The sequence below is a fragment of the Rhodoferax sp. RT5P35 genome, assembly GCF_056521385.1.
Window position 1 is genome coordinate 207,782 of record NZ_JBWMAX010000009.1, and the last position, 21,068, is coordinate 228,849.

The following is a 21,068-nucleotide window of genomic DNA, read 5'->3' on the forward strand; positions in this document are numbered from 1 at the left end:
GTGAATAGGCACTTTTAGGATACGGTGATACCCCCATCGGCAACCCCATTGCCGCTATCTGGCAAACCAAAACCGATTGCCAACAAGGCCCACGACCCCTGCACCGCGCTGTGTACTAGGTGGCCCATCTCTGCTCTTCCACCCTGTTGGAGAGACCCATTAACCCCATCGCACCATAAGGAGCCAAGGCATGGATTTCAAAAAATCAAAAGCACTCACATTCGGCATGGAGCTGGAACTGCAACTCGTGGACGAAGCCACCGGGCAGCTCTCGCCCTGCAGCGCCGAGCTCTGGACCGAGCTGGAAGTGCTGCCCGAGCACGAGCGGTTTTCGCTGGAAGCCACGCTCTCCACCATGGAGGTCACCAGCTCAATCCACGAGGATGCCGATGCCCTGGAGGCGGAAACGCGTGAAAACGTGCTGACCCTGAAGAAAATCGCCCGCCGCCAAGGTGCCGATCTGCGCGGCGGCGGCACCCATATCCTGCAGTTCTGGAACGAGCGCGAATTCACCGAAACCGAGCGCGCCGCCGAACTGCAAGCCAAATACGGTTTTTTGCCCAAACGCTTTTCCACCTACGGCATGCACGTCCACATCGGCGTGCCCGGCAAGGAAGAAGCCATCCAGCTGGCGAATGTGCTGCAAAGCCTGTGCCCTCTATTTATCGCCCTGGCGGCCGCGTCGCCGTTCCAGCAAGGGGTGGACACCGGTTTTTGCGCCGCCCGGCCCCTGGAGCCCTTGGTCTACCCCTACGGTGGCCCGATGCCGCGGGTCACCAGTTGGGCCGAGTTCCAGACCATCGCCCAAGAGATATTTGATGCTGGCCTGGCCAAATCGCTCAAGGACATCTACTGGGACGTGCGCCCCAAGCCCGAGTTCGGCACCGTCGAAGTGCGGGTGTTTGACACGCCCTTGAGCGTGCGCAAGGCGGTTGCGCTGGCTGCCTTCACCCGGGCGTGCGCGGCCCTGGCTCTGCATGGGCAACTGGGTTATGCCCCGATCGCCATCCCCTACAACACCGAGCGCGTCAGCCGCTTCATGGCCTGCCGCGACGGCATGGACGCCCGGCTGTTCAACCCGGCGGTGTGCGAATGGATGCCCGCCCGGCAATGGCTGGCGATGCTGGTCGAGCGCATCGAAGCGCACCCCCCGTGCGATGCCGACATGCGCAAAATCCGCAGCCTGCACCAGCAGGCCGCAAACGCGCAAGACTGCGACACCATGCGCGAGACCTGGGACAACATCCTCAACGCCTCTCCCGGCATGGCGAACTGGCAGCCCGGCCCGCTGGAATACGCGGTGAATTCGCGCGAACACTGCGCGCGTCTGCTGGCATAGGCGTGTGGGGTGGAGGTTGGATTTCCCGCATCCCAGGCAATAATGGCATATGTCTATCCGCACACCGCATGTGCTGCCCCAGCACCTGGATTCGCCCACCATGCGCCGGGCGGGTCGCGACCTGCTGTCTCTAGCGCTGATGGATGCGCGCAACCATACCCTGCACCTGCTCGACCAGTTTGAGTCGGCCCCCACCTTGACCGCAGACGGTTTGCAGCCGCGCTGGCTGGCAGGCCATATCGGCTGGATGGCCGAGGCCTGGTTGGGCCGCAACACCCAGCGTGGGCGCGGCGCGGCTTGCCCGTTCCAGCCCACCCGCCTGGCGTCCATCGAGCCTGAGGCCGACCGATGGTGGAACCCCGAGCACCGAGACCGCAGCGCCCCCTCGGCCATGCCCGACTTGGCCACCACCAAAAACTTCCTGCTGCACACCCTGGAAAGCACGCTGGAGCTGCTGGAGAAAACCGCCGAAAACGACGACGCGCTGTATTTCTACCGCCTGGCCCTGTTCCACGAAGACCTGCGCAGCGAGCAGCTCATCACCCTGGCCCAGGTGCACGGCGTGCCCTTGCAACTGCCTTCGCCGGGAAGCCCGCAGCCGCGCGACCCGCTAGCCTTGCCTGCCTGCGAATGGCAGCTAGGCTCGCCACCCGGTGGCTTTGTGTTTGACAACGAAAAATGGGCCCACCCGGTGGCCGTACCCGCCTTTGAGATCGACGCGCAACCCGTTACCTGGGCCCAGTTTGTCGAGTTTGTGGATGACGGTGGCTACGACAACGCAGCCTGGTGGCTGCCTGAGGGCTGGACCTGGCTGCAAGCCCTGGCCGAAGGGGAGGGGCGGCGCGGCCCGCGCTATGTGGACCAGATCGGCGTGGCCAGCGGCGCGGTGCTGCAAACCCGCTTTGGCCAGCGCCTGCGTGTGCCCGGCACCCAGCCCGCCATGCATGTGAGCTGGTGGGAAGCCGATGCCTGGTGCCGCTGGGCCGGGCGGCGGCTGCCCAGCGAGGTGGAATGGGAGCGCGCTGCTATCGGTGCCGCAGGCCAAGGCTTTCGCTGGGGCGATGTGCACGAATGGACGGCCAACACCTTCCGCCCCTGGCCGGGCTTCAGCGCCGACCCGTGGATGGCCTATTCCGTTCCCTGGTTCGGCCAGGCCAAAGTGCTGCGCGGCGCGGCGTTTGCCACCCGTGCCCGCATGAAGCACCCCAAGTTCCGTGGCTTTGCCTTGCCCGGTGACGACGTACGCTTTGTGGGCTTTCGCTCATGTGCGATGTAATTGCTATATAAAAATAGCTGTTAGCGTAGATGGAACATGCGCTAGAAGCACTTTTTTTATAAATTTACTGCTTGCTGGCTGCTGCTGCCAGTTGGATTAGGATGGCTTCACCTTCATGCCCGCAACGCCCTTCACCATGACCGAACCCCGCCTGTGCTACGTCCCCTGCCCCGGTGCCGCCGCCAAAACCCATACCAACATTCCCGACCCCACCGGCCACCGCATGGCCTACTGGCAGTGGGGCGATCCGGCCAACCCCCACGTGGTGGTCTGCGTGCACGGCCTGACCCGCCAGGGCCGCGACTTCGACGTACTGGCCCGGTCACTCAGCCGCTTTGCCCGAGTGATCTGCCCCGACGTGGTGGGCCGCGGCCAGAGCGACTGGCTGCAAGATCCCCAGGCCTACCAGCTCCCCACCTACGCGGGCGACATGCTGGCGCTGCTGACCCAGGTGCACGGTGAAGCGCCTATTTCCACGCTGGACTGGCTGGGCACCAGCATGGGCGGGCTGATCGGCATGGCGCTGCTGGGCACGCCCGGCTTGCCGCTGCCCGTACCGGTGCGCCGCCTGGTGTTGAACGACATCGGCCCCACGCTGGACGTGGCCGCCTTGCAGCGCATCGGCAGCTACCTGGGCAAAACCGGGCGCTTTGACACCCTGCAGCAGGCCGCCGACGCGATGTGGGCGATCTCCAGCAGCTTCGGCCCGCACACGCCCGCCCAGTGGCTGGCTTTGTCGCAGCACATGGTGCGGCCCCTGGTGGCGGGTGAACCGGCGCTGACCCTGCACTACGACCCGGCACTGGCCGCCGCGTTTGGTAGCTTCACTGCCGAATCCGCTGCCGCAGGCGAGGCTGCGTTGTGGGCGCTGTACGACCAGATCACGGCGCACACGCTGCTGCTGCGCGGGGCTGAGTCGGATTTGCTGTCGGCGGCCACTGCGCAGGCCATGGCCCAGCGCGGCCCGAAAGCCCGGCTGGTGGAATTTGCAGGCGTAGGCCATGCGCCCACTTTTGTGGCGGACGACCAGGTCGCTGCGGTCGTCGATTTTTTACAGCCTTGAGAAAGTCCGCTGGATGAAAAGTTTGCAGACCGCGCAACCTGCCATGGCCATGCTGGAGGAGGGGCTACCCGGCGTGGTGGCGGTCACCGCCCAGACCCTGCCCGAGCAAGCCAACGCCCTGGCCCGTGCGCGTAATTTTGCCGAGCCGTTGATCGCCGACGAAGTGCTGGACACTGGCGAAAACACCCTGGCCCATGCCGATGCCGTGGCTGCCATCCTGCGCCTGGTGGGCGGCTCCGAGGCGATGCAGGCCGCCAGCTACCTGGTCCACGCCTGCGTGCACCTGAACAAGCCGCAAGAAGTCATTGCCAAGGCCTTCGGGGCCAACTTCGCTGCGCTCGCGGTAGAGACCACGCAATTGATGCGCGTGCAGCGCCTGTCGCGCGGGGCCGAAACCTCGGCCCACCTAGTAGACGACCCCTTGGTGCAGACCGAAAACGTACGCAAGATGCTGCTGGCCTTCTCGCGCGACCTGCGGGTGGTGATGCTGCGCCTGGCCTCGCGCCTGCAAACCCTGCGCTATTGCGCCGCCAGCAAAACCCCGGTGTCACCTGGCCTGGCGCGCGAGTCGCTGCAGGTTTTTGCGCCGCTGGCCAACCGCCTGGGCATTTGGCAGATCAAGTGGGAGATGGAAGACCTGTCTTTCCGCTTCACCGAGCCCGACACCTACAAACAGGTGGCCCGCCTGCTGGACGAGAAGCGGGTCGAGCGCGAAGCCAACATGGAGCATTTGCGCGCCAGCCTGGAGGCCGAGCTGACCAGCCAGGGCATCAAGGCGGTCGTGCAAGGGCGGCCCAAGCACATCTACAGCATCGTCAAAAAGATGCGTGGCAAGTCGCTGGGCTTTGACCAGTTGTTCGACATCCGCGCCCTGCGCGTAATCGTGCCCAGTGTGCCCGACTGCTATGCCGCCTTGGGCTGGGTGCATGCCCGGTTCGTACCCATGGCCGAAGAATTTGACGACTACATCGCCAAGCCCAAAGGCAACGGCTACCAGTCGCTGCACACCGTGGTGCAGCAAATGGTGGACGGCGTGGCCTGCCTGCCGATCGAGATCCAGATACGCACCCAGGCCATGCACGACCATGCCGAACACGGGGTGGCTGCCCATTGGGCTTACAAGGAGGCCGGTACCAAGGGCTACGCCGGAGTGTCGGCCAGTGGCGAGTACGACGCCAAGATCGCTGTGCTGCGCCAGTTGCTGGCCTGGGAGCGCGACCTGTCCGGTGCTGCGCCGCAAAGCGCTGACGTGCTGAGCGACCGCATCTACGTGCTGACCCCCGATGCCGCGGTGGTCGAGCTGCCTGCGGGCTCCACCGCCGTGGACTTTGCCTACAGCGTGCACACCAGCCTGGGCCACCGTTGCCGCGGTGCCAAGGTGGACGGCGTGCAGGTGCCGCTGAACACTCCTCTGCAAAACGGCCAGACAGTGGAAATTACCGCCGCCAAAGAGGGCGGGCCGTCGCGCGACTGGCTCAACACCGAGCTGGGCTACCTGGTCAGCCACCGCGCTCGGGCCAAAGCCCGCGCCTGGTTCAACGCCGCCGCCATGCACACCACGGTGGCGCGTGGCCGCGAGGCGGTGGAAAAGCTGTTGCAGCGCGAAGGCAAAACCGCCATCAAACTCGACGACTTGGCCGGCCGGCTAGGCTTTAAGTCGGCCGACGATCTGTTTGAGGTGGTGGGCAAGGACGAGTTCTCGCTGCGTACTATCGAAATTTTGCTGCGCCCGCCCGAGCCGGTGCTGGCGCCAGACGACTACCTGCTGCTCAAGAAAGCCCGTACGCCCGAGACTTCGCCCAAGGGCGGTGTGCTGGTGGTGGGCGTGGAGTCGCTCATGACGCAGCTGGCCAAGTGCTGCAAGCCCGCACCGCCAGATGCGATTGTGGGCTTCATCACCCGCGGCAAGGGTGTCAGCATCCACCGTGCCGATTGCAGTAATTTTCGTGAAATGTCGGTGCGCAATGGCGAGCGCGTGATCGAGGTGGAGTGGGGCAGCGGTAAAAAAGAAGGGGCATCTGTCTACCCGGTGGATGTGTCGGTGCAGGCCGCCGACCGCCAGGGCCTGCTGCGCGACATCTCCGAAGTCTTCACCAAAGAGAAGATGAACGTCATTGGTGTGCAAACCCAGTCGGTTAAAGGCACGGCCTGGATGACCTTCACCGTGGAAGTAGCCGATGCCGCCCGCCTGACCAAGGTGCTGGGCGTGGTGTCGGGCGTGGCCGGTGTGCGTTCGGCACGCAGGCGGTGATTGCGCTCAAAACCCATGCTATACTAGTGGTCTGCATTTAGCAGCTTTAGGCGCGTAGCTCAGCTGGTTAGAGCACCACCTTGACATGGTGGGGGTCGATGGTTCGAGTCCATTCGCGCCTACCAAATTCAAGCCCTGTACATCGGTGATGTACAGGGCTTTTGGTTTTGTGGCCGCTGTTTTTAGGGTAATCCTTGAAGCATTCTGCGCGGTGGTTTTTTAAAATATGCTGCAGTGCAGTAAAGTGCCTCCCACGCCGCCAGCAACGCCAACACCCTGAAAGACAGCAGTGCCCAGCCATTCTCCGAACAGCGCGCCGACCGCCCACCGCGTCATCAAGAAGTATCCCAACCGTCGCCTCTACGACACGGATACGTCGACCTACATCACCCTGGCCGAGGTCAAAAAGCTGGTGATAGAGCGCGAGCCTGTGCAGGTGATTGATGCCAAGACTGGCGACGACCTGACCCGTGCCATCCTGCTGCAAATCATTCTGGAAGAAGAGGCCGGTGGCGCTCCCATGTTTACCGAACAGGCACTGGCCAACATGATCCGCTTCTACGGTAACACCATGCAAAGTTTTCTGGGGCCGTACCTGGAAAAAAACGTGCAAACCTTTGTCGATCTGCAGTCCACCATGGGCGAGCGGGCCAAGGGCATGACACCCGAGGCCTGGGCGCAAATGCTGAAACTACAGTCGCCTGCTATGCAGGGCATGATGGGCACTTACGTCGAGCAGTCCAGAAACGTCTTTGTGCAAATGCAGGAGCAAATGCAAAAACAGACCGCCCAAATGCTGGGCAGCTTTGGCCTGAAACCCTGAAATAGGCGAGGGCGGCGACAATACAGGGATGATTGAAGCAATTTCCCCCTTAATTTCTCCCCTATTAGCCCCCAACAAAATACCCAAAGTCGGGTTCGTCAGCCTGGGCTGCCCAAAGGCTTTGACCGATTCCGAACTCATCCTTACCCAGCTCAGCGCCGAAGGCTACCAAACCTCCAAAACCTTTGAGGGTGCAGACCTGGTGATCGTCAACACCTGCGGTTTCATTGACGATGCCGTTAAGGAAAGCCTGGACACTATTGGCGAAGCGTTGGCCACCAATGGCCGCGTCATCGTCACCGGTTGCCTGGGTGCCAAAGCGGGCGACTCCGGTGGTAACTTGGTGCGGCAAATGCATCCCAGCGTGCTAGCTGTTACCGGTCCGCATGCCACCCAAGAGGTGATGGATGCCGTGCATGCCAACCTGCCCAAGCCGCATGACCCCTTTTTGGACCTGGTGCCCAACGCTTTTGGTACGGCGGGTATCAAGCTAACGCCCCGGCATTACGCTTACTTGAAGATCAGCGAAGGCTGTAACCACCGCTGCACCTTCTGCATCATCCCGTCGATGCGGGGCGATCTGGTGTCGCGCAATATTGGCGATGTGCTCAGCGATGCCAAGGCCTTGTTTGAAGGCGGCGTGAAAGAACTGCTGGTGATCAGCCAAGACACGTCTGCCTACGGCGTGGACGTGAAATACCGCACCGGTTTCTGGGACGGCAAACCTGTCAAGACCCGCATGCTGGAGCTGGTGCAAACCCTGGCCGATATCGCCGAGCCCTATGGTGCCTGGGTGCGTCTGCACTACGTCTATCCGTACCCAAGTGTGGATGAAATTATTCCTCTCATGGCTACGGGCCGCGTGCTGCCGTATCTGGATGTGCCCTTGCAGCACAGCCACCCCGACGTGCTCAAGCGCATGAAGCGCCCGGCCAGTGGCGAAAAAAACCTGGAACGCATCCAGCGCTGGCGCGAAGCCTGTCCGTCACTGGTCATCCGCAGCACCTTCATCGCTGGTTTTCCGGGCGAAACCGAAGAAGAATTTGCGCACCTGCTGGATTTCATGCGCGAAGCCCAGATTGACCGCGCGGGCTGCTTTGCCTACAGCCCGGTAGACGGGGCGGCCGCCAACGACATTCCCGGCATGTTGCCCTTCGAGGTGCGTGAAGAGCGCCGCGCCCGCTTCATGGCCGTGGCCGAAGAAGTGTCTGCCGCCAAGCTGCTCAAGCGCGTGGGTGCCACCATGCAGGTCTTGGTGGATTCCGCGCCCGGCATGGGTAAAAAGGGCGGTATTGGCCGCAGTTACGCCGACGCGCCCGAGATCGACGGCATCGTGCGCCTACTGCCACCCGAGAAAATCAGCAAAACCTTGAAGGTCGGTGAGTTCACCAAGGCCCGCATTGTCGGTACGCAAGGCCACGACCTGGTGGCGCTGCCGATCTAGACAAAGCCTGGCCTGCCCGATGCAAATTGGACGGGCCAAAAAATGGGCAAAAAAAAACCGCTAAGTTCTTAGCGGCTTTTTCTCGAGTGGATTGTGGTGCCCAGAACTGGACTCGAACCAGCACGCCTTGCAGCGCTGCGACCTGAACACAGTGCGTCTACCAATTTCGCCATCTGGGCCCACGAAACTCTAAAAACTCTTACGGTCTGCAATAGGTATTTTACAGATTTTTAACCAGAAAAAAACCGCTAATTGCCTAGCGGTTTTTATTCAAGATAAGGTGTGGTGCCCAGAACTGGACTCGAACCAGCACGCCTTGCAGCGCTGCGACCTGAACACAGTGCGTCTACCAATTTCGCCATCTGGGCCCACGAGTTAAAGTATAACATGGGCAAAACGGCGATTTTGAATGCTAAGCCGAAGGCTTGTGAAATCAACTGCTTTTTCTGAGCTACGCTACAGCTCTGCTACCCTTTGGGCACATTAGTAAAGAGAGAATGCTTATCAAAACGACCAGCCACACCAGCGGCCTGCTGGACGAGATCGAAGGCACCATCCAGGGTCACCGCGATGGACACGGGTTTGTACTGCGCGACGACGGCGAGTCTGACATCTATCTGCCTTCCAACGAAATGCGTGCTGTGCTGCACAAGGACCGGGTCAAGGTGAACATTGTGCGCAGCGACCGCAAAGGTCGCCCCGAAGGCCGGGTAGTGGAAATTGTTGAGCGCCCCCCGCAGCCCATCATCGGCCGCCTGCTGCAAGAAAGTGGTATCTGGCTGGTCGCCCCCGAAGACAAGCGCTACGGCCAGGACGTGCTGATTCCCAAAGCTGGCATCGGCAGCGCCAAAGCCGGGCAGGTGGTAGTGGTTGAGCTGACCGAGCCGCCCGCGCTGTTTGGCCAACCCGTGGGCCGCGTCAAGGAAGTGCTGGGCGAGGTGGACGACCCCGGTATGGAAATCGAAATTGCGGTGCGCAAATACGATGTGCCGCATATATTTTCCGATGCCTGCATCGCCCTGGCCCGCACCTTGCCTGACAAAGTGCGTCCCCAGGACAAAAAGAACCGCGTCGATCTGACCGACGTGCCCCTGGTCACCATCGACGGCGAAGATGCCCGCGACTTTGACGATGCCGTCTACTGCGAACCCGCCAAGGTCGGCCGTGGCAAGGGCTGGCGCCTGCTGGTGGCGATTGCCGACGTTAGCAACTATGTGGAAACCGGCTCGGCCATCGACGTGGATGCCTACGACCGGGCCACCAGCGTGTACTTTCCGCGCCGCGTGATTCCCATGCTGCCCGAGAAGCTGTCTAACGGTCTGTGCTCGCTGAATCCTGATGTGGAACGCCTGTGCATGGTCTGCGACATGCTGGTTACCGCCAAGGGCGATGTGCATGCCTACCAGTTTTACCCGGCGGTGATGTTCAGCCACGCACGCTTTACCTACACAGAAGTGGCGGCGATTCTGGGCAACACCCGCGGCCCGGAGGCCACGCGCCGCAAGGACCGCGTCACCGACCTGCTGAACTTGCAAGACGTCTACCACGCCCTGCTGGTGGCCCGTAAGGTGCGCGGTGCGGTGGATTTTGAAACTGTGGAGACGCAAATCGTCTGCGACGAAGGCGGCCGGATCGAAAAGATCGTGCCCCGCACCCGCAACGAGGCCCACAAGCTCATCGAAGAGGCCATGCTGGCCGCCAACGTGTGCAGCGCCGACTTCATCGCCCAGGGCAAGCACCCCGGTCTGTTCCGCGTGCACGAAGGCCCCACGCCCGAGAAGATCGAAATGCTGCGCAACTACCTGAAGGCCACCGGCGTGGGCATGTCGATCAGCGACGACCCGAAAACCGCCGAGTTCCAGGCCATTGCCAACGCCACCAAAGACCGGCCCGACGCGCAGCAAATCCACTCCATGCTGCTGCGCTCCATGCAGCAGGCGATCTACACGCCGATGAACGGCGGGCATTTCGGGCTGGCGTTTGATGCCTACACCCACTTCACCAGCCCGATCCGGCGCTACCCCGATCTGCTGGTGCACCGCGTCATCAAGGCCATCTTGGCGCACCGCAAGTACCAACTGCCCACCTTGCCGACCCCCGGCGAAGCGCATGCCAAGCTGGCCAAGCGCCTGAGCAAGGGCGCGGCCTCCAAGCTGCAAGGGAAGGTCGGCGAGCCCGACATGAAGATCAAGAAGGTCAGTCCCGAAACGCTGGCCTGGCAAGCTGCGGGTCTGCACTGCAGCGCCAACGAGCGCCGTGCCGACGAGGCCAGCCGCGACGTGGAAGCCTGGCTGAAGTGCAAGTACATGCGCGAGCACCTGGGCGAGGAGTTTGGTGGCACGGTCACTGCCGCGACTGGCTTCGGCATCTTCGTCACCTTGGACGCGATGTACGTCGAAGGCCTGGTGCACATCACCGAGCTGGGCGGCGAGTACTTCAAGTTCGACGAAGCCCGGCAAGAGCTGCGCGGCGAGCGCACGGGTATCCGCTACGCCATCGGCACCCGCGTGCAGGTCCAGGTCAGCCGCGTGGACCTGGATGGCCGCAAGATCGACTTCCGCCTGATCCGCGAAGGCGAAGAGCTGGTCAACCGCGCCATGAAAGACAAGGGCGTGCAGCGCGAAGGCGGTAACCGCTCTGGCGGTGATGCTCCTGTGCCCAAGCGCTCGGGCCGCAAAGCCGGAGTCGGTGCGCCCCGCGACCGCGACCACGCCGAGCGCGGCCCCATCCAGGCCAGCGCCGCCGCCAAAGCCCCGGGCAAGGCCCCTGCCAAGGGTGGTGCGGCCAAGAAGAAAACCCGCACCCGCCGCTAGAGGACACCAGGCCATGCAGAACCACCCCAAAGTCGCCATCGTCACCGGCGCAGGCAGCGGCATCGGTCGCGCGGTCGCCCTGGCGCTGTTGGCCGATGGCTACCGGGTCGCGCTGGCGGGCCGCCGGGCGGATCCTTTGCAAGCGGTGGTGCTGGAATCCGGGGCCGCAGAGCGTGCGCTGGCGGTGCCCACTGACGTGACCGATCCCGCTGCCGTACAGGCCTTGTTCGATGCGGCGGTGGCCGAGTTTGGCAGGGTCGATTTGCTGTTCAATAACGCGGGCACCGGCACGCCCGCTGTGCTGCTGGAGGACCTGGCTTTGGCCCAGTGGCAGAGCGTGGTGAACGTCAATTTCACTGGCATGTTTTTGTGCATCCAGCAGGCGTTTCGGGTGATGAAGGCGCAAAGCCCGCAGGGTGGCCGCATCATCAACAACGGTTCCATCTCCAGCAGCACACCGCGCCCCAACTCGATTGCCTACACGGCGACCAAGCATGGCGTGCGTGGCATGACCAAGGCCGCTGCACTCGATGGCCGCAAGTACAACATCGCGGTAGGCCAGATCGACATCGGCAACGCTGCCACTGACATGACCAAACGCATGACCACCGGCGTTTTGCAGCCCCATGGCGAGATGGTGGTCGAGCCGGTAATGGACGTGGCCATCGTCGGCAAGTCGGTGCTCTACATGGACAGCCTGCCGCTGGAGGCCAACGTGCTGTTCCACACGGTGATGGCCACCAAGATGCCCTTTGTAGGACGCGGCTAGGTCACGGTCAAAGCCGCGCCAGCGCGCTGGCTGTCAGCGGCTGGCCTGCTGGCCACTGGTCTGCCGCCAGCCCGTGCGCAAACACCGCGTCGCAGGCGGCCACCACCGCGTACTGGCCCATGGCCAGCCGGGCACCCACCATGCCGGCCAGCACATCCCCCGTTCCTGCTGTCGCCAGCCTTCCATTGCCCGTCGGGTTGATGCACGGCACCTGGCTGGGCGCGGCGATCACCGTGCCCGAACCCTTGAGCACCGCCACGCAGGCGAAACGGTCGGCCAGTTGCTGGGCAGCGCTGAGCCGGTTGGCCTGGATCTGGGCGGTGCTGCAGCCCAGCAGGCGCGCGGCTTCCAGCGGATGCGGGGTGAGTACCGTGGGCAGGCCCTGGGCGGCACGGGCGCGCAGCTGGGCCTGCAGGGCGGTGTCGGTGGCGATGGCGTTCAACGCGTCGGCATCCAGCACCAGCCGGGCCGCCTCGGCCAGCACCCGGGGCAGCAGGGCGCGCACCGCTTCGCCACCGCCACAGCCACACACGACCGCCAGCGCATGCAAGGCCAGGGCGCTGGGCGCGCGGAACATCAGCTCGGGCTGCTGCGGGTGTACACCCAGGCTGCCACCGTCCAGCAGGCCCACAAAGACCCGCCCGGCTCCGGTGTGCAGCGCGGCGCTGGCAGCCAGCAGAGCGGCACCGGCCATGCCCGGCGCGCCGCCGAGGATGGCCACGTCGCCGTAGCTGCCTTTGTGGCTAGCATGGGTACGGGAGGCGGGCACGGGCGTGCCTACCAATTGGGCCGTGGCGGCGGTGGACACGTTGCCCGCACTGATGCCCAAATCGTCCAGCCAGACCTGGCCTGCGTTGTCTCGGCCGTGGCCGGTGAACAGGCCGGGCTTGAGGCTGAGCAGGCATAGCGTAGTTTTGGCATAAATTATGCTGCTACCGCTTATTTCATCTGCACTGCTAGCTATGGATTGAATAGCAAAACTACCGGTGTCGGCCTGCAGCCCGGTGGGCAGGTCAATGGCCAGCGTGGGTGCGGGGCTGGCGTTCATGGCGGTGATCCACGCGGCCATGGTGCCTGCCGGGGCACGGCTGCTGCCGATGCCCAGGAGTGCGTCGATGCACAGGTCCTGGGCAGCCAGGCCGGTGGGTGGCACATCGGCAAAAGGCACGCCTGCGGCACGGGCGCGGGCCAGGGCGGCCAGGCTGTCGGCAGGCGCGCTGGCCTCCGTGCCCAGCCAGGTCACCACCACAGATTTACCGCGCAGATGCAGCTGGGTTGCGGCCTCCAGCCCGTCGCCGCCGTTGTTGCCGGGGCCGCAGGCGATCCAGATCGTGCGTGCATGCGGGGCCAGCGCCAGGGCCAGCCGGGCCACCGCCAGCCCGGCGCGCTGCATCAGGGTGTGGGGCGGCAGCGGGGCCATGGCGGCCTGCTCGATGCGGCGCGTGGCGGCGCTGTCGAACAGGGGGCGGGCGCGGTCAGGCGTGATGCGTTGCATGTCCTGATTGTCGGTGTTCAGTGCCGCAGGCGCTCCAGCCCCAGGCCTTCCATGTCTACTTCGGGCGCGCGGCAGGCCACCAGGTCGGCGGTGGCGCGGGCGCTGCCGCTGGCCAGGGCCCAGCCGTAGGCACCGTGGCCCAGGTTCAGCCACACGCCGGGCAGGCCGCTGGGGCCGACCAGCGGTGGTCCGTCGGGCAGCATGGGGCGGGCACCTTTCCAGATTTGCACATTGCTGGCCAGTTGGGCCGCGCCGGGGAACCAGTCGTACAGCACTTTGTAGAGGCGGGCGATGGCGGCCGGGTTTTTGGCATCGCCGCGGCTGCCGATCTCCATGCCGCCCGCCACGCGCACGCGTTGGCCCATGCGGGCGATGGAGATCTGGTACTGCTCATCCAGCACCGCGCTGACCGGTGCGTTCAAAGGTTCACGGATGTGGGCCGAGAGCGAATAGCCGACCACCGCCGCCAGTGGAATCTGCACGCCCAGCGGCTTGAGCAGGGCGGCCGAGGCCAGCCCGGCGCACACCACCACCGCGTCAAAGCGGCAAGGCGCGGTTTCATTTGCTATTGAAACCGTAGCTGCTGGTGCAGATTCTATATGCGTTACCGTGCGATTGAACTCAAATTGCACGCCCAACTGCTGGGCTGCCGCCTTGAGCTGCATGGTGAACTGGCGGCAGTTGCCCACGGCATCGCCAGGCAGGTGGATGGCGGCGGCCAGTGGGGTGTCGGTGTGCAGCGCCGGTTCGCGACGCCGGGCGGCGGGTGCGTCGATCTGCTGCCAGGCCACGCCCGCGTCGCGCAGCAGCTGCAGGCCGGGCTGCGCCTGGGCCAGCGCGCTGTCGGTGCGCAGCAGCAGCAGGCTGCCTTCGCTGCGGTCGTAGTCCAGGTGCAGGTGGTGGGTCAGGGATTGCAGGCGCTCTGTGCTGTAGGCGGCCAGGCGCTGCAACCGGGTGTGCTGGGCCAGGTAGGCGGCGGGCTGGCTGGCGCGCCGCCATTTCCACAGCCAGGCGAGTTCGCTGCCGGTCAGGCCCCAGCCCAACTGGAGCGAGGCGTTGCGGCTGAACAGGCCTCTGGCTATGGCGCCCAGCAGGCTGGGGGCCATCCAGGGGGTGATGGTTCCGGGAGCGAGCAGGCCCGCATTGGCAAAGCTGGCTTCTTCGGCGGCGGCGCTGCGGCGTTCAAAAACGGTCACTTGGTGGCCGTCGGCGGCCAGTTCATACGCGGTGCTGGTACCCACCACACCTGCGCCAATCACGGCGACTTTCATGCGGCACACGCTCGCATCTTCTCAAACAACATGGGAAACCTAAATTTATATAAAAAGTGCCGTTAGCGCATATAAAACCTGCGCTGTTAGCTATTAAAACTGTAGTGTAGCCTCGGCCTGTAAAGCCAGGTTCAAAATAGTGTCGTCGTGCAGGGCGGCGTGCCACAGCATCAGGCCCACGGGCAGCTCGTCTGCCACGTGGCAAGGCAGGGAGATGGCGCAGCCGTCCAGCATGTTCACCACGCCAGGGTTGCGCAGCAGCAGGCCGTTGGTGTGGAAGAAGGCATCGTCGCGCTCCACGCCGGGTGCCATGTGGGCGATGGGCGGGGCGACGATGGGCACGGTGGGCGACAGCACCGCATCGAAACCCTGCAGCACGGCTTGCATTTTGGCGATCCAGGCACTGCGCGAGGCAACCAGCTCGGCGTATTCAAAGGCGCGCATTTGCGCACCCCGCTCAATGCGGGCCAGCACGCGCGGGTCGTAGGCGGCGCGGACATGGCCGCCGCGTGCCAGCAGCGGACGGTGCCAGATGTAGGCCTCTACCGCCGCAAAGCCGCCGGTGGCCTGGATGGCGTTGAGCTCGCGCACCTCGTCCAACGGAATCTCCACCAGCGTGGCCCCGGCATCGCGCAGGCGCTGCAGGGCGCGCTCGAACGCATGGGCCACCGTGTGGTCCAGGTTGTCCAAAAAGACGCTGCGTGCCACGGCCAGCCGGTAGCTGGACAGCGGGGCCGCGCTAAGCACCACTTTGCGCTGGGCCAGGATTTCGTGTGCCAGCACCGCGTCACGCACCGTGCGGGTCAGGGCGCAGACCGTGTCCAGCGTGCTGGACAGCGGCACCGCACCGGCGGTGGGCACCAGGCGGGCGGTGTTTTTGAAGCCGACGATGCCGTTCAGTGCGGCCGGGATGCGGATCGAGCCGCCGGTGTCCGAGCCCAGCCCGATGAAGGCCGCCCCGGCGGCCACCGACACCGCTGCGCCGGACGACGAACCGCCAGGCACGCGCGGCAACGGCCCAACCATGCGGGCCCCGGCGGCCTGGTCGTAGCGGCCATCCCAGGCGGCGGGTGTGCCGAAATGCGGGTTCACGCCCACGCCCGAGAAAGCGAACTCCGTCATGTTGGTGCGGCCCAACAGGCTGGCACCTGCCACGCGCAGCCGGGCCACGGCCGGGCTGTCGGCCAGCGCGGCTACGTGCCCAGCCATGGCTGTGGAGCCCGCGGTGCTGATGTCACCGGCCACGTCGAACATGTCCTTGACCGACACCGCCAGCCCACCCAGGGGGCTGTTGGCCATACCCGCCTGCTCCGCGTGGGCCTGCGCCGTATCGAAGCGGGTTTGCAAAAAAACATGGCGGCAGGCGGGCGACTGGGCTATGGCAACCGACTGGGCCATCTGCGCCGCCGAAGTGGTGCGCCCGGACTGCAGAGAATGGAGGGTGGAGGTGAGGTCTGGGCGCATGCGGAGAATCTGCTGTAGATAGGGAGTGTGCTAGACTCCTTGGGTTTTGCTGATCGGTCAAACCTGCTTTGGCTGTTTTGGTAGAACAAATCGCAAACCAGTCCATCAAGGTGTTGCCCTGTGAGATTTTGTCAATGTTGACAATTTTTACAGTGGCAAATCGGACTGGATTTTAGACGCAACCTTAAGGAAAATACCATGTCCGTCAACATGCGCGAAATGCTCGAAGCCGGTGTCCATTTTGGCCACCAAACCCGTTTCTGGAACCCCAAGATGGCCCCGTTCATCTTCGGTCACCGTAACAAGATCCACATCATCAACCTGGAAAAATCGCTGCCGATGTTCCAGGAAGCGACCAAGTTTGCCAAGCAGCTGACCGCCAACCGTGGCACCATTTTGATGGTCGGCACCAAGCGCCAAGCCCGCGAAATCGTCGCCGGTGAAGCAGCCCGTGCAGGCGTGCCTTTCGTTGATCAGCGCTGGCTCGGCGGTATGCTGACCAACTTCAAAACCGTCAAGACCTCGATCAAGCGCTTGAAGGACATGAAGATCCAGCAAGAAGCCGGTCTGGACGCGATGAGCAAGAAAGAGCAGCTGATGTTCGCCCGCGAAATGCTGAAGCTGGAAAAAGACATCGGTGGCATCCAGGATATGGTCACCTTGCCTGACGCGATCTTCGTGATCGACGTGGGTTTCCACAAGATCGCCATCCTCGAAGCCCGCAAATTAGGCATCCCTCTCATCGGCGTGGTGGATACCAACCACTCCCCAGAGGGCATCGACTACGTGATCCCAGGCAATGACGACTCCTCCAAGGCTGTTGCTCTGTACGCCCGTGGCATCGCCGACGCGATCATCGAAGGCCGCAACAGCGCTGGCAACGACGTGGTCAAGGCCGTGGCAGCTGCTGAAAGCGCTGACGAATTCGTGGAAGTGAACGAGGCTGCTGCAGCCTAAGCGTTCCCCATGGCGCGGCGGTCCGCTGCGATCAAAGAGGGGCGCAAGCCCCCTTTTTTTTAACCAATTTTGTTTTGAAGACGGAGAAATATATGGCTGCAATTACCGCAAGCATGGTCGCTGAACTGCGTGGCAAAACCGATGCCCCCATGATGGAATGCAAAAAGGCATTGACCGAAGCCGAAGGCGACATGGGCAAGGCCGAAGAGCTGCTGCGCGTCAAGCTGGGTAGCAAGGCGGGCAAGGCCGCTTCGCGCATCACCGCCGAAGGCGTGGTCACCAGCTACTTTGATGGAACCACTGGCGCTTTGCTAGAAGTCAACTGCGAAACCGACTTCGTGACCAAGAACGACAGCTTCCTGGCACTGGCCCAGGGCGCGGTCGAACTGATCGCCAAAAACAACCCTGCCGACGTGGCCGCCCTGAGCGCCCTGGCTTACGCCCAGGACGGTTTCGGCCCCACCCTGGAAGACGTGCGCAAGGGCCTGATCGGCAAGATCGGCGAAAACATGACTTTCCGCCGCTTCAAGCAGTTCAGCACCGGTGCCAAGCTGGCCGGTTACCTGCATGGCACGCGCATCGGCGTGGTGGTTGAATTTGAAGGCGACGACGTGGCTGCCAAAGACGTGGCTATGCACATTGCCGCCATGAAGCCCGTGGCTTTGTCCAGCGCCGACGTGCCTGCCGACCTGATCGCCAAAGAGCGCTCGGTGGCAACCGCCAAGGCCGCAGAAGACGCTTCGGTGGCTGTGGCTGCTGGCAAGCCGGTCCAGTCCGATGAAATCGTTGCCAAGCGTATCGAAGGCGGCGTACAAAAGTACCTGAAGGAAGTCTCGCTGTTCAACCAGTCTTTCGTCAAGAACGACAAGCAAACGGTGGAGCAAATGCTCAAGGCCACTGGCACCACCGTGAAGGCATTTACCATGTTTGTGGTGGGTGAAGGCATTGAGAAGAAGGTCGACGACTTCGCAGCCGAAGTGGCCGCCCAAGTGGCTGCTGCCAAGGCAGCGGCCTAACTTTTCTGACGCAATACTGACCTATTTTGCCCCTACCATTACCTACTTTTCCACCATTACGAGGACCTCTCCCATGACCCAAGCCCAACCAGCCTACAAGCGTATTTTGCTCAAGCTGTCGGGGGAGGCGCTGATGGGCGACGACCAGTTCGGCATCAACCGCGACACCATCGTGCGCATGGTCGAAGAGGTTGCCGAAATCACCCGTTTGGGCGTGCAGGTGGCGGTGGTGATCGGTGGCGGCAATATTTTCCGCGGTGTGGCGGGCGGCTCGGTCGGTATGGACCGTGCCACCGCCGACTACATGGGCATGCTGGCCACGGTGATGAATGCGTTGGCGCTGGCCGATGCCATGAACAAGGCCGGTCTGACCGCCCGCGTCATGTCGGCCATCGCCATCGACCAGGTGGTTGAACCCTATGTGCGCCCCAAGGCCCTGCAGTATCTGGAAGAGGGCAAGGTAGTGGTGTTTGCGGCCGGTACCGGCAACCCGTTTTTCACCACCGACACGGCTGCGGCCCTGCGCGGTGCCGAAATCGGTGCTGAAATCGTGCTCAAGGCCACCAAGGTCGATGGTGTCTACACCGCCGACCCCAAGAAAGACCCCAGCGCGACGCGTTACACCACGCTGACTTTTGACCAGGCGATGTCGCAAAATCTGGGCATCATGGACGCCACCGCCTTTGCGTTGTGCCGCGACCAGAAACTGCCGATCAAGGTGTTCTCGATCTTCAAACACGGCGCGTTGAAACGTGTGGTGATGGGTGAAGACGAAGGTACCTTGGTCCACGCCTAATTCAGACCTTGGACTACTGAGGAGCATCACAATGACTATTGCCGACGTTAAAACCAATTTGCAAGCCCGGATGGACCAGTCCATCGTGGCGTTCAAGAATAATCTGTCCAAAATCCGCACCGGCCGTGCCAATCCTGGTCTGCTGGACACCGTGCACGTGGACTACTACGGCTCCATGGTGCCGATCAGCCAGGTGGCCAATGTGTCGCTGATCGACTCGCGCACCATTGGCGTGCAGCCCTGGGAAAAGAACATGGCGGCCAAGGTGGAGAAAGCCATCCGCGACAGCCATTTGGGCCTGAACCCCGCGTCCATGGGCGACCTGATCCGCGTGCCCATGCCTGCCATGAGCGAAGAGCGCCGCAAGGAGCTCACCAAGCTGGCCCGTACTGAAGGCGAAAGCGCCAAGATTATCGTGCGCAACGTGCGCCGCGATGCCAACGAAGCCATCAAAAAGCTGGTGAAAGATAAACTGGCCTCGGAAGACGACCAAAAGCGCGCCGAAGCCGACGTACAAAAATTGACCGACCGCTACATTGCCGAAGTCGATCAGTTGGTCGTAGCGAAAGAAGCCGACATCATGGCGGTTTAGATGGCAAACCCCCACGCTACAGCGCAAGCGCTTTTCGCCAACCCCCTTGCAGGGGGCAACACCAGCAACCCGGCTAAGCCGGTTCTGCGGTGTTCTTGAATCGGCTGCGTCCTTGATGTCCGCTCTTGCTGCCCGCGTTCCCCACCATATCGCCATCGTCATGGACGGCAATGGCCGCTGGGCGAACCGGCGCTTCATGCCGCGCCTGGCCGGGCACCACCAAGGCGTGGATGCGTTGCGCCGCTGCGTACAGGCCTGCCTGGACCGGGATGTGGGCGTGCTGACCGTGTTTGCGTTCTCGTCCGAAAACTGGGACCGGCCGGCCGAAGAAGTCTCGGGCCTGATGTCTTTGATGGTCAGCGTGCTGGCCAAAGAGGTGGTGAAGCTCAAGGCCAACGGTGCGCAGCTGCACTTCGTGGGCAATCTTTCGGCCCTGTCCGACAAGGTGCGCAACGGCCTGCTCGAAGCCGAAAAAGAAACCGCTGGCAACCGCAAGCTGGTGCTCAACATCTGCTTCAACTACGGTGGCCGCTGGGACATTGCCCAGGCCGCCCAAAAGCTGGCTGCGGCGGGTGAACCCATCACCGAAAAGAGCATGGACCGCGCCATGGCCCTGGCCCATTCGCCCGACCCAGACCTGCTGATCCGCACCGGCGGCGAGTTCCGCATCAGCAACTTCCTGCTCTGGCAGGCGGCCTATTCCGAGCTGGTGTTCAGCGATAAACTCTGGCCCGATTTTGACGAAGCTGCGCTGGACGAGGCGATTGCCGTCTACAACAGCCGCGAGCGCCGATTTGGCAAAACCTCGGCGCAGGTGGCTGCCGCTCCGTCTACCTGAGTCCTCTCTATGCTGCTGCAACGCGTTATCACGGCCCTGGTTTTGCTGGCCTTTCTGTTGCCTGCGTTGTTCTATCCGGCTCCCGAACCCCTGTGCCTGCTGGCCATCATCGCGATTGCCGCCGCCACCTGGGAGTGGGGCCGCATGAACGGCATGTCGCAACCCAAGTCATTGGCGCTGGCCATGGCCATGGTGTTTGCCTGCCTGCTGTCGTGGATCATGGGCCTGCTGACGGCCCATACGCCCACGCTGTGGACCGTTACGGGCGCGGCCTGGGTGCTGGTCGGGGGCTGGCTGCTGCGCAACGGCGTGCGCGGCTGGGCGAACATCGACAAGGTGGTGCGCGGCATCGTCGGCTTTGCCGCCCTGTGGCTGGCGTGGTTGGCGATCTGCCAAGCGCGGGTGATTGGCACCAATTTTTTGCTGTCGGTGCTGCTGCTGGTCTGGGTCGCCGATATCGGTGCCTACTTTGCGGGCCGGGCTTTCGGCACGAAATTCTTTAAAAACAAACTTGCTCCCGCCATCAGCCCCGGCAAAAGCTGGGAAGGCGTGTGCGGTGGCATGCTGGGGGTCTTGGTGCTGGCGGGTGTGTGGGTCTGGGCCGACAACGCCTGGGCATCGCCCGTGGCCAGCCTGTACACCCGGTTGGCGCACCAGAGCGGTGTATTGCTGGTGGTGGCCGCACTGTTCATGGCGGCCATGAGCGTGGTGGGGGACTTGGTTGAGTCGCTCATCAAGCGCAGTGCCGGGGTCAAGGACAGCAGCGGCCTGCTGCCCGGCCACGGTGGTGTGCTGGACCGGGTGGATGCGCTCTTGCCCACGCTGCCGTTGGCGATGATGCTGGTTTCGCTGGTGGGTTAG

The 21,068-nt window shown here is 63.3% G+C and carries 17 protein-coding genes and 3 tRNA genes; 15 read left to right on the forward strand and 5 right to left on the reverse strand.

The genetic code is table 11. The features are described 5' to 3' along the window. Nucleotides 1-190: 190 nt before the first annotated feature. The 7 genes from AC097L_RS16045 (at nucleotide 191) to rimO (ending at nucleotide 8,196) form a co-directional block, all read left to right on the forward strand. Nucleotides 191-1,339, forward strand: coding sequence for a carboxylate-amine ligase (locus tag AC097L_RS16045; protein ID WP_479587538.1), 1,149 nt, complete (start codon nucleotides 191-193; stop codon nucleotides 1,337-1,339). Between the two features lie 49 nt (nucleotides 1,340-1,388). Next, nucleotides 1,389-2,615, forward strand: coding sequence for an SUMF1/EgtB/PvdO family nonheme iron enzyme (locus AC097L_RS16050; protein ID WP_479587539.1), 1,227 nt, complete (start codon nucleotides 1,389-1,391; stop codon nucleotides 2,613-2,615). Between the two features lie 136 nt (nucleotides 2,616-2,751). Continuing rightward, a complete protein-coding gene (locus AC097L_RS16055; protein ID WP_479587540.1) occupies nucleotides 2,752-3,678 on the forward strand; it encodes an alpha/beta fold hydrolase in 927 nt (308 codons plus the stop codon). Between the two features lie 49 nt (nucleotides 3,679-3,727). After that, the gene (locus AC097L_RS16060; RefSeq protein WP_479587572.1) at nucleotides 3,728-5,929 is read left to right on the forward strand and encodes a RelA/SpoT family protein; all 2,202 of its coding nucleotides are present in this window, start codon (nucleotides 3,728-3,730) and stop codon (nucleotides 5,927-5,929) included. 48 nt (nucleotides 5,930-5,977) lie between these two features. Next, nucleotides 5,978-6,054: transfer RNA gene (locus AC097L_RS16065), tRNA-Val, on the forward strand. Between the two features lie 164 nt (nucleotides 6,055-6,218). Continuing rightward, nucleotides 6,219-6,752 carry a polyhydroxyalkanoate synthesis repressor PhaR gene (phaR, locus tag AC097L_RS16070; RefSeq protein WP_479587541.1) on the forward strand — a complete coding sequence of 178 codons (534 nt, stop codon included), beginning with the start codon at nucleotides 6,219-6,221 and terminating at the stop codon, nucleotides 6,750-6,752. A 28-nt stretch (nucleotides 6,753-6,780) separates the two neighbouring features. Then, nucleotides 6,781-8,196 carry a 30S ribosomal protein S12 methylthiotransferase RimO gene (gene rimO, locus AC097L_RS16075; protein WP_479587542.1) on the forward strand — a complete coding sequence of 472 codons (1,416 nt, stop codon included), beginning with the start codon at nucleotides 6,781-6,783 and terminating at the stop codon, nucleotides 8,194-8,196. A gap of 94 nt (nucleotides 8,197-8,290) precedes the next feature. Here the strand turns inward: rimO and AC097L_RS16080 are convergent. Then, nucleotides 8,291-8,375 (reverse strand) — tRNA-Leu (locus AC097L_RS16080). 104 nt (nucleotides 8,376-8,479) lie between these two features. Continuing rightward, nucleotides 8,480-8,564 (reverse strand) — tRNA-Leu (locus tag AC097L_RS16085). A gap of 129 nt (nucleotides 8,565-8,693) precedes the next feature. Here AC097L_RS16085 and rnr point away from each other — a divergent pair. Together rnr and AC097L_RS16095 are read left to right on the forward strand one after the other, a co-directional pair. Then, nucleotides 8,694-11,009, forward strand: a complete 2,316-nt coding sequence (gene rnr / locus AC097L_RS16090; protein ID WP_479587543.1) for a ribonuclease R — start codon at nucleotides 8,694-8,696, stop codon at nucleotides 11,007-11,009. A 13-nt stretch (nucleotides 11,010-11,022) separates the two neighbouring features. Further along, nucleotides 11,023-11,778 carry an SDR family oxidoreductase gene (locus tag AC097L_RS16095; RefSeq protein ID WP_479587544.1) on the forward strand — a complete coding sequence of 252 codons (756 nt, stop codon included), beginning with the start codon at nucleotides 11,023-11,025 and terminating at the stop codon, nucleotides 11,776-11,778. Between the two features lie 7 nt (nucleotides 11,779-11,785). On the opposite strand, the gene AC097L_RS16100 is transcribed toward AC097L_RS16095, so the two are convergent. The 3 genes from AC097L_RS16100 to AC097L_RS16110 all read right to left on the reverse strand — a co-directional run bounded on the left by AC097L_RS16100 (nucleotide 11,786) and on the right by AC097L_RS16110 (nucleotide 16,008). Further along, complete coding sequence (locus AC097L_RS16100; RefSeq protein WP_479587545.1) at nucleotides 11,786-13,273, reverse strand: NAD(P)H-hydrate dehydratase; 1,488 nt, start codon at nucleotides 13,271-13,273, stop codon at nucleotides 11,786-11,788. 17 nt (nucleotides 13,274-13,290) lie between these two features. Next, on the reverse strand, nucleotides 13,291-14,544 hold the full coding sequence (locus AC097L_RS16105; protein ID WP_479587546.1) for an FAD-dependent oxidoreductase: 1,254 nt from the start codon (nucleotides 14,542-14,544) through the stop codon (nucleotides 13,291-13,293). A gap of 93 nt (nucleotides 14,545-14,637) precedes the next feature. Beyond that, complete coding sequence (locus AC097L_RS16110; protein WP_479587547.1) at nucleotides 14,638-16,008, reverse strand: amidase; 1,371 nt, start codon at nucleotides 16,006-16,008, stop codon at nucleotides 14,638-14,640. A gap of 198 nt (nucleotides 16,009-16,206) precedes the next feature. Between AC097L_RS16110 and rpsB the strand changes: the two genes are divergently transcribed. The 6 genes from rpsB to AC097L_RS16140 all read left to right on the forward strand — a co-directional run bounded on the left by rpsB (nucleotide 16,207) and on the right by AC097L_RS16140 (nucleotide 21,068). After that, nucleotides 16,207-16,965 (forward strand): 30S ribosomal protein S2, encoded by a 759-nt coding sequence (rpsB, locus tag AC097L_RS16115; RefSeq protein WP_295957737.1) that lies wholly within the window; start codon nucleotides 16,207-16,209, stop codon nucleotides 16,963-16,965. A gap of 92 nt (nucleotides 16,966-17,057) precedes the next feature. After that, nucleotides 17,058-17,981, forward strand: a complete 924-nt coding sequence (tsf, locus tag AC097L_RS16120; protein ID WP_479587548.1) for a translation elongation factor Ts — start codon at nucleotides 17,058-17,060, stop codon at nucleotides 17,979-17,981. 73 nt (nucleotides 17,982-18,054) lie between these two features. After that, complete coding sequence (gene pyrH, locus AC097L_RS16125) at nucleotides 18,055-18,777, forward strand: UMP kinase (RefSeq protein WP_479587549.1); 723 nt, start codon at nucleotides 18,055-18,057, stop codon at nucleotides 18,775-18,777. Nucleotides 18,778-18,808: 31 nt separating this feature from the next. Continuing rightward, nucleotides 18,809-19,369 (forward strand): ribosome recycling factor, encoded by a 561-nt coding sequence (gene frr / locus AC097L_RS16130; protein WP_479587550.1) that lies wholly within the window; start codon nucleotides 18,809-18,811, stop codon nucleotides 19,367-19,369. 115 nt (nucleotides 19,370-19,484) lie between these two features. Continuing rightward, on the forward strand, nucleotides 19,485-20,207 hold the full coding sequence (gene uppS, locus AC097L_RS16135) for a polyprenyl diphosphate synthase (protein ID WP_479587551.1): 723 nt from the start codon (nucleotides 19,485-19,487) through the stop codon (nucleotides 20,205-20,207). Between the two features lie 9 nt (nucleotides 20,208-20,216). Then, a complete protein-coding gene (locus AC097L_RS16140) occupies nucleotides 20,217-21,068 on the forward strand; it encodes a phosphatidate cytidylyltransferase (RefSeq protein ID WP_479587552.1) in 852 nt (283 codons plus the stop codon).

Coding starts and splice junctions, on each gene's coding strand:
- AC097L_RS16055 (WP_479587540.1), top strand. CDS start 2,752: ATGACCGAACCCCGCCTGTGCTACGTCCCCTGCCCCGGTGCCGCCGCC.
- pyrH (WP_479587549.1), top strand. CDS start 18,055: ATGACCCAAGCCCAACCAGCCTACAAGCGTATTTTGCTCAAGCTGTCG.
- AC097L_RS16110 (WP_479587547.1), bottom strand. CDS start 16,008: ATGCGCCCAGACCTCACCTCCACCCTCCATTCTCTGCAGTCCGGGCGC.
- AC097L_RS16050 (WP_479587539.1), top strand. CDS start 1,389: ATGTCTATCCGCACACCGCATGTGCTGCCCCAGCACCTGGATTCGCCC.
- AC097L_RS16140 (WP_479587552.1), top strand. CDS start 20,217: ATGCTGCTGCAACGCGTTATCACGGCCCTGGTTTTGCTGGCCTTTCTG.
- frr (WP_479587550.1), top strand. CDS start 18,809: ATGACTATTGCCGACGTTAAAACCAATTTGCAAGCCCGGATGGACCAG.
- AC097L_RS16060 (WP_479587572.1), top strand. CDS start 3,728: ATGCTGGAGGAGGGGCTACCCGGCGTGGTGGCGGTCACCGCCCAGACC.
- rpsB (WP_295957737.1), top strand. CDS start 16,207: ATGTCCGTCAACATGCGCGAAATGCTCGAAGCCGGTGTCCATTTTGGC.
- AC097L_RS16105 (WP_479587546.1), bottom strand. CDS start 14,544: ATGAAAGTCGCCGTGATTGGCGCAGGTGTGGTGGGTACCAGCACCGCG.
- AC097L_RS16100 (WP_479587545.1), bottom strand. CDS start 13,273: ATGCAACGCATCACGCCTGACCGCGCCCGCCCCCTGTTCGACAGCGCC.
- tsf (WP_479587548.1), top strand. CDS start 17,058: ATGGCTGCAATTACCGCAAGCATGGTCGCTGAACTGCGTGGCAAAACC.
- rimO (WP_479587542.1), top strand. CDS start 6,781: ATGATTGAAGCAATTTCCCCCTTAATTTCTCCCCTATTAGCCCCCAAC.
- uppS (WP_479587551.1), top strand. CDS start 19,485: ATGTCCGCTCTTGCTGCCCGCGTTCCCCACCATATCGCCATCGTCATG.
- AC097L_RS16095 (WP_479587544.1), top strand. CDS start 11,023: ATGCAGAACCACCCCAAAGTCGCCATCGTCACCGGCGCAGGCAGCGGC.
- rnr (WP_479587543.1), top strand. CDS start 8,694: ATGCTTATCAAAACGACCAGCCACACCAGCGGCCTGCTGGACGAGATC.
- AC097L_RS16045 (WP_479587538.1), top strand. CDS start 191: ATGGATTTCAAAAAATCAAAAGCACTCACATTCGGCATGGAGCTGGAA.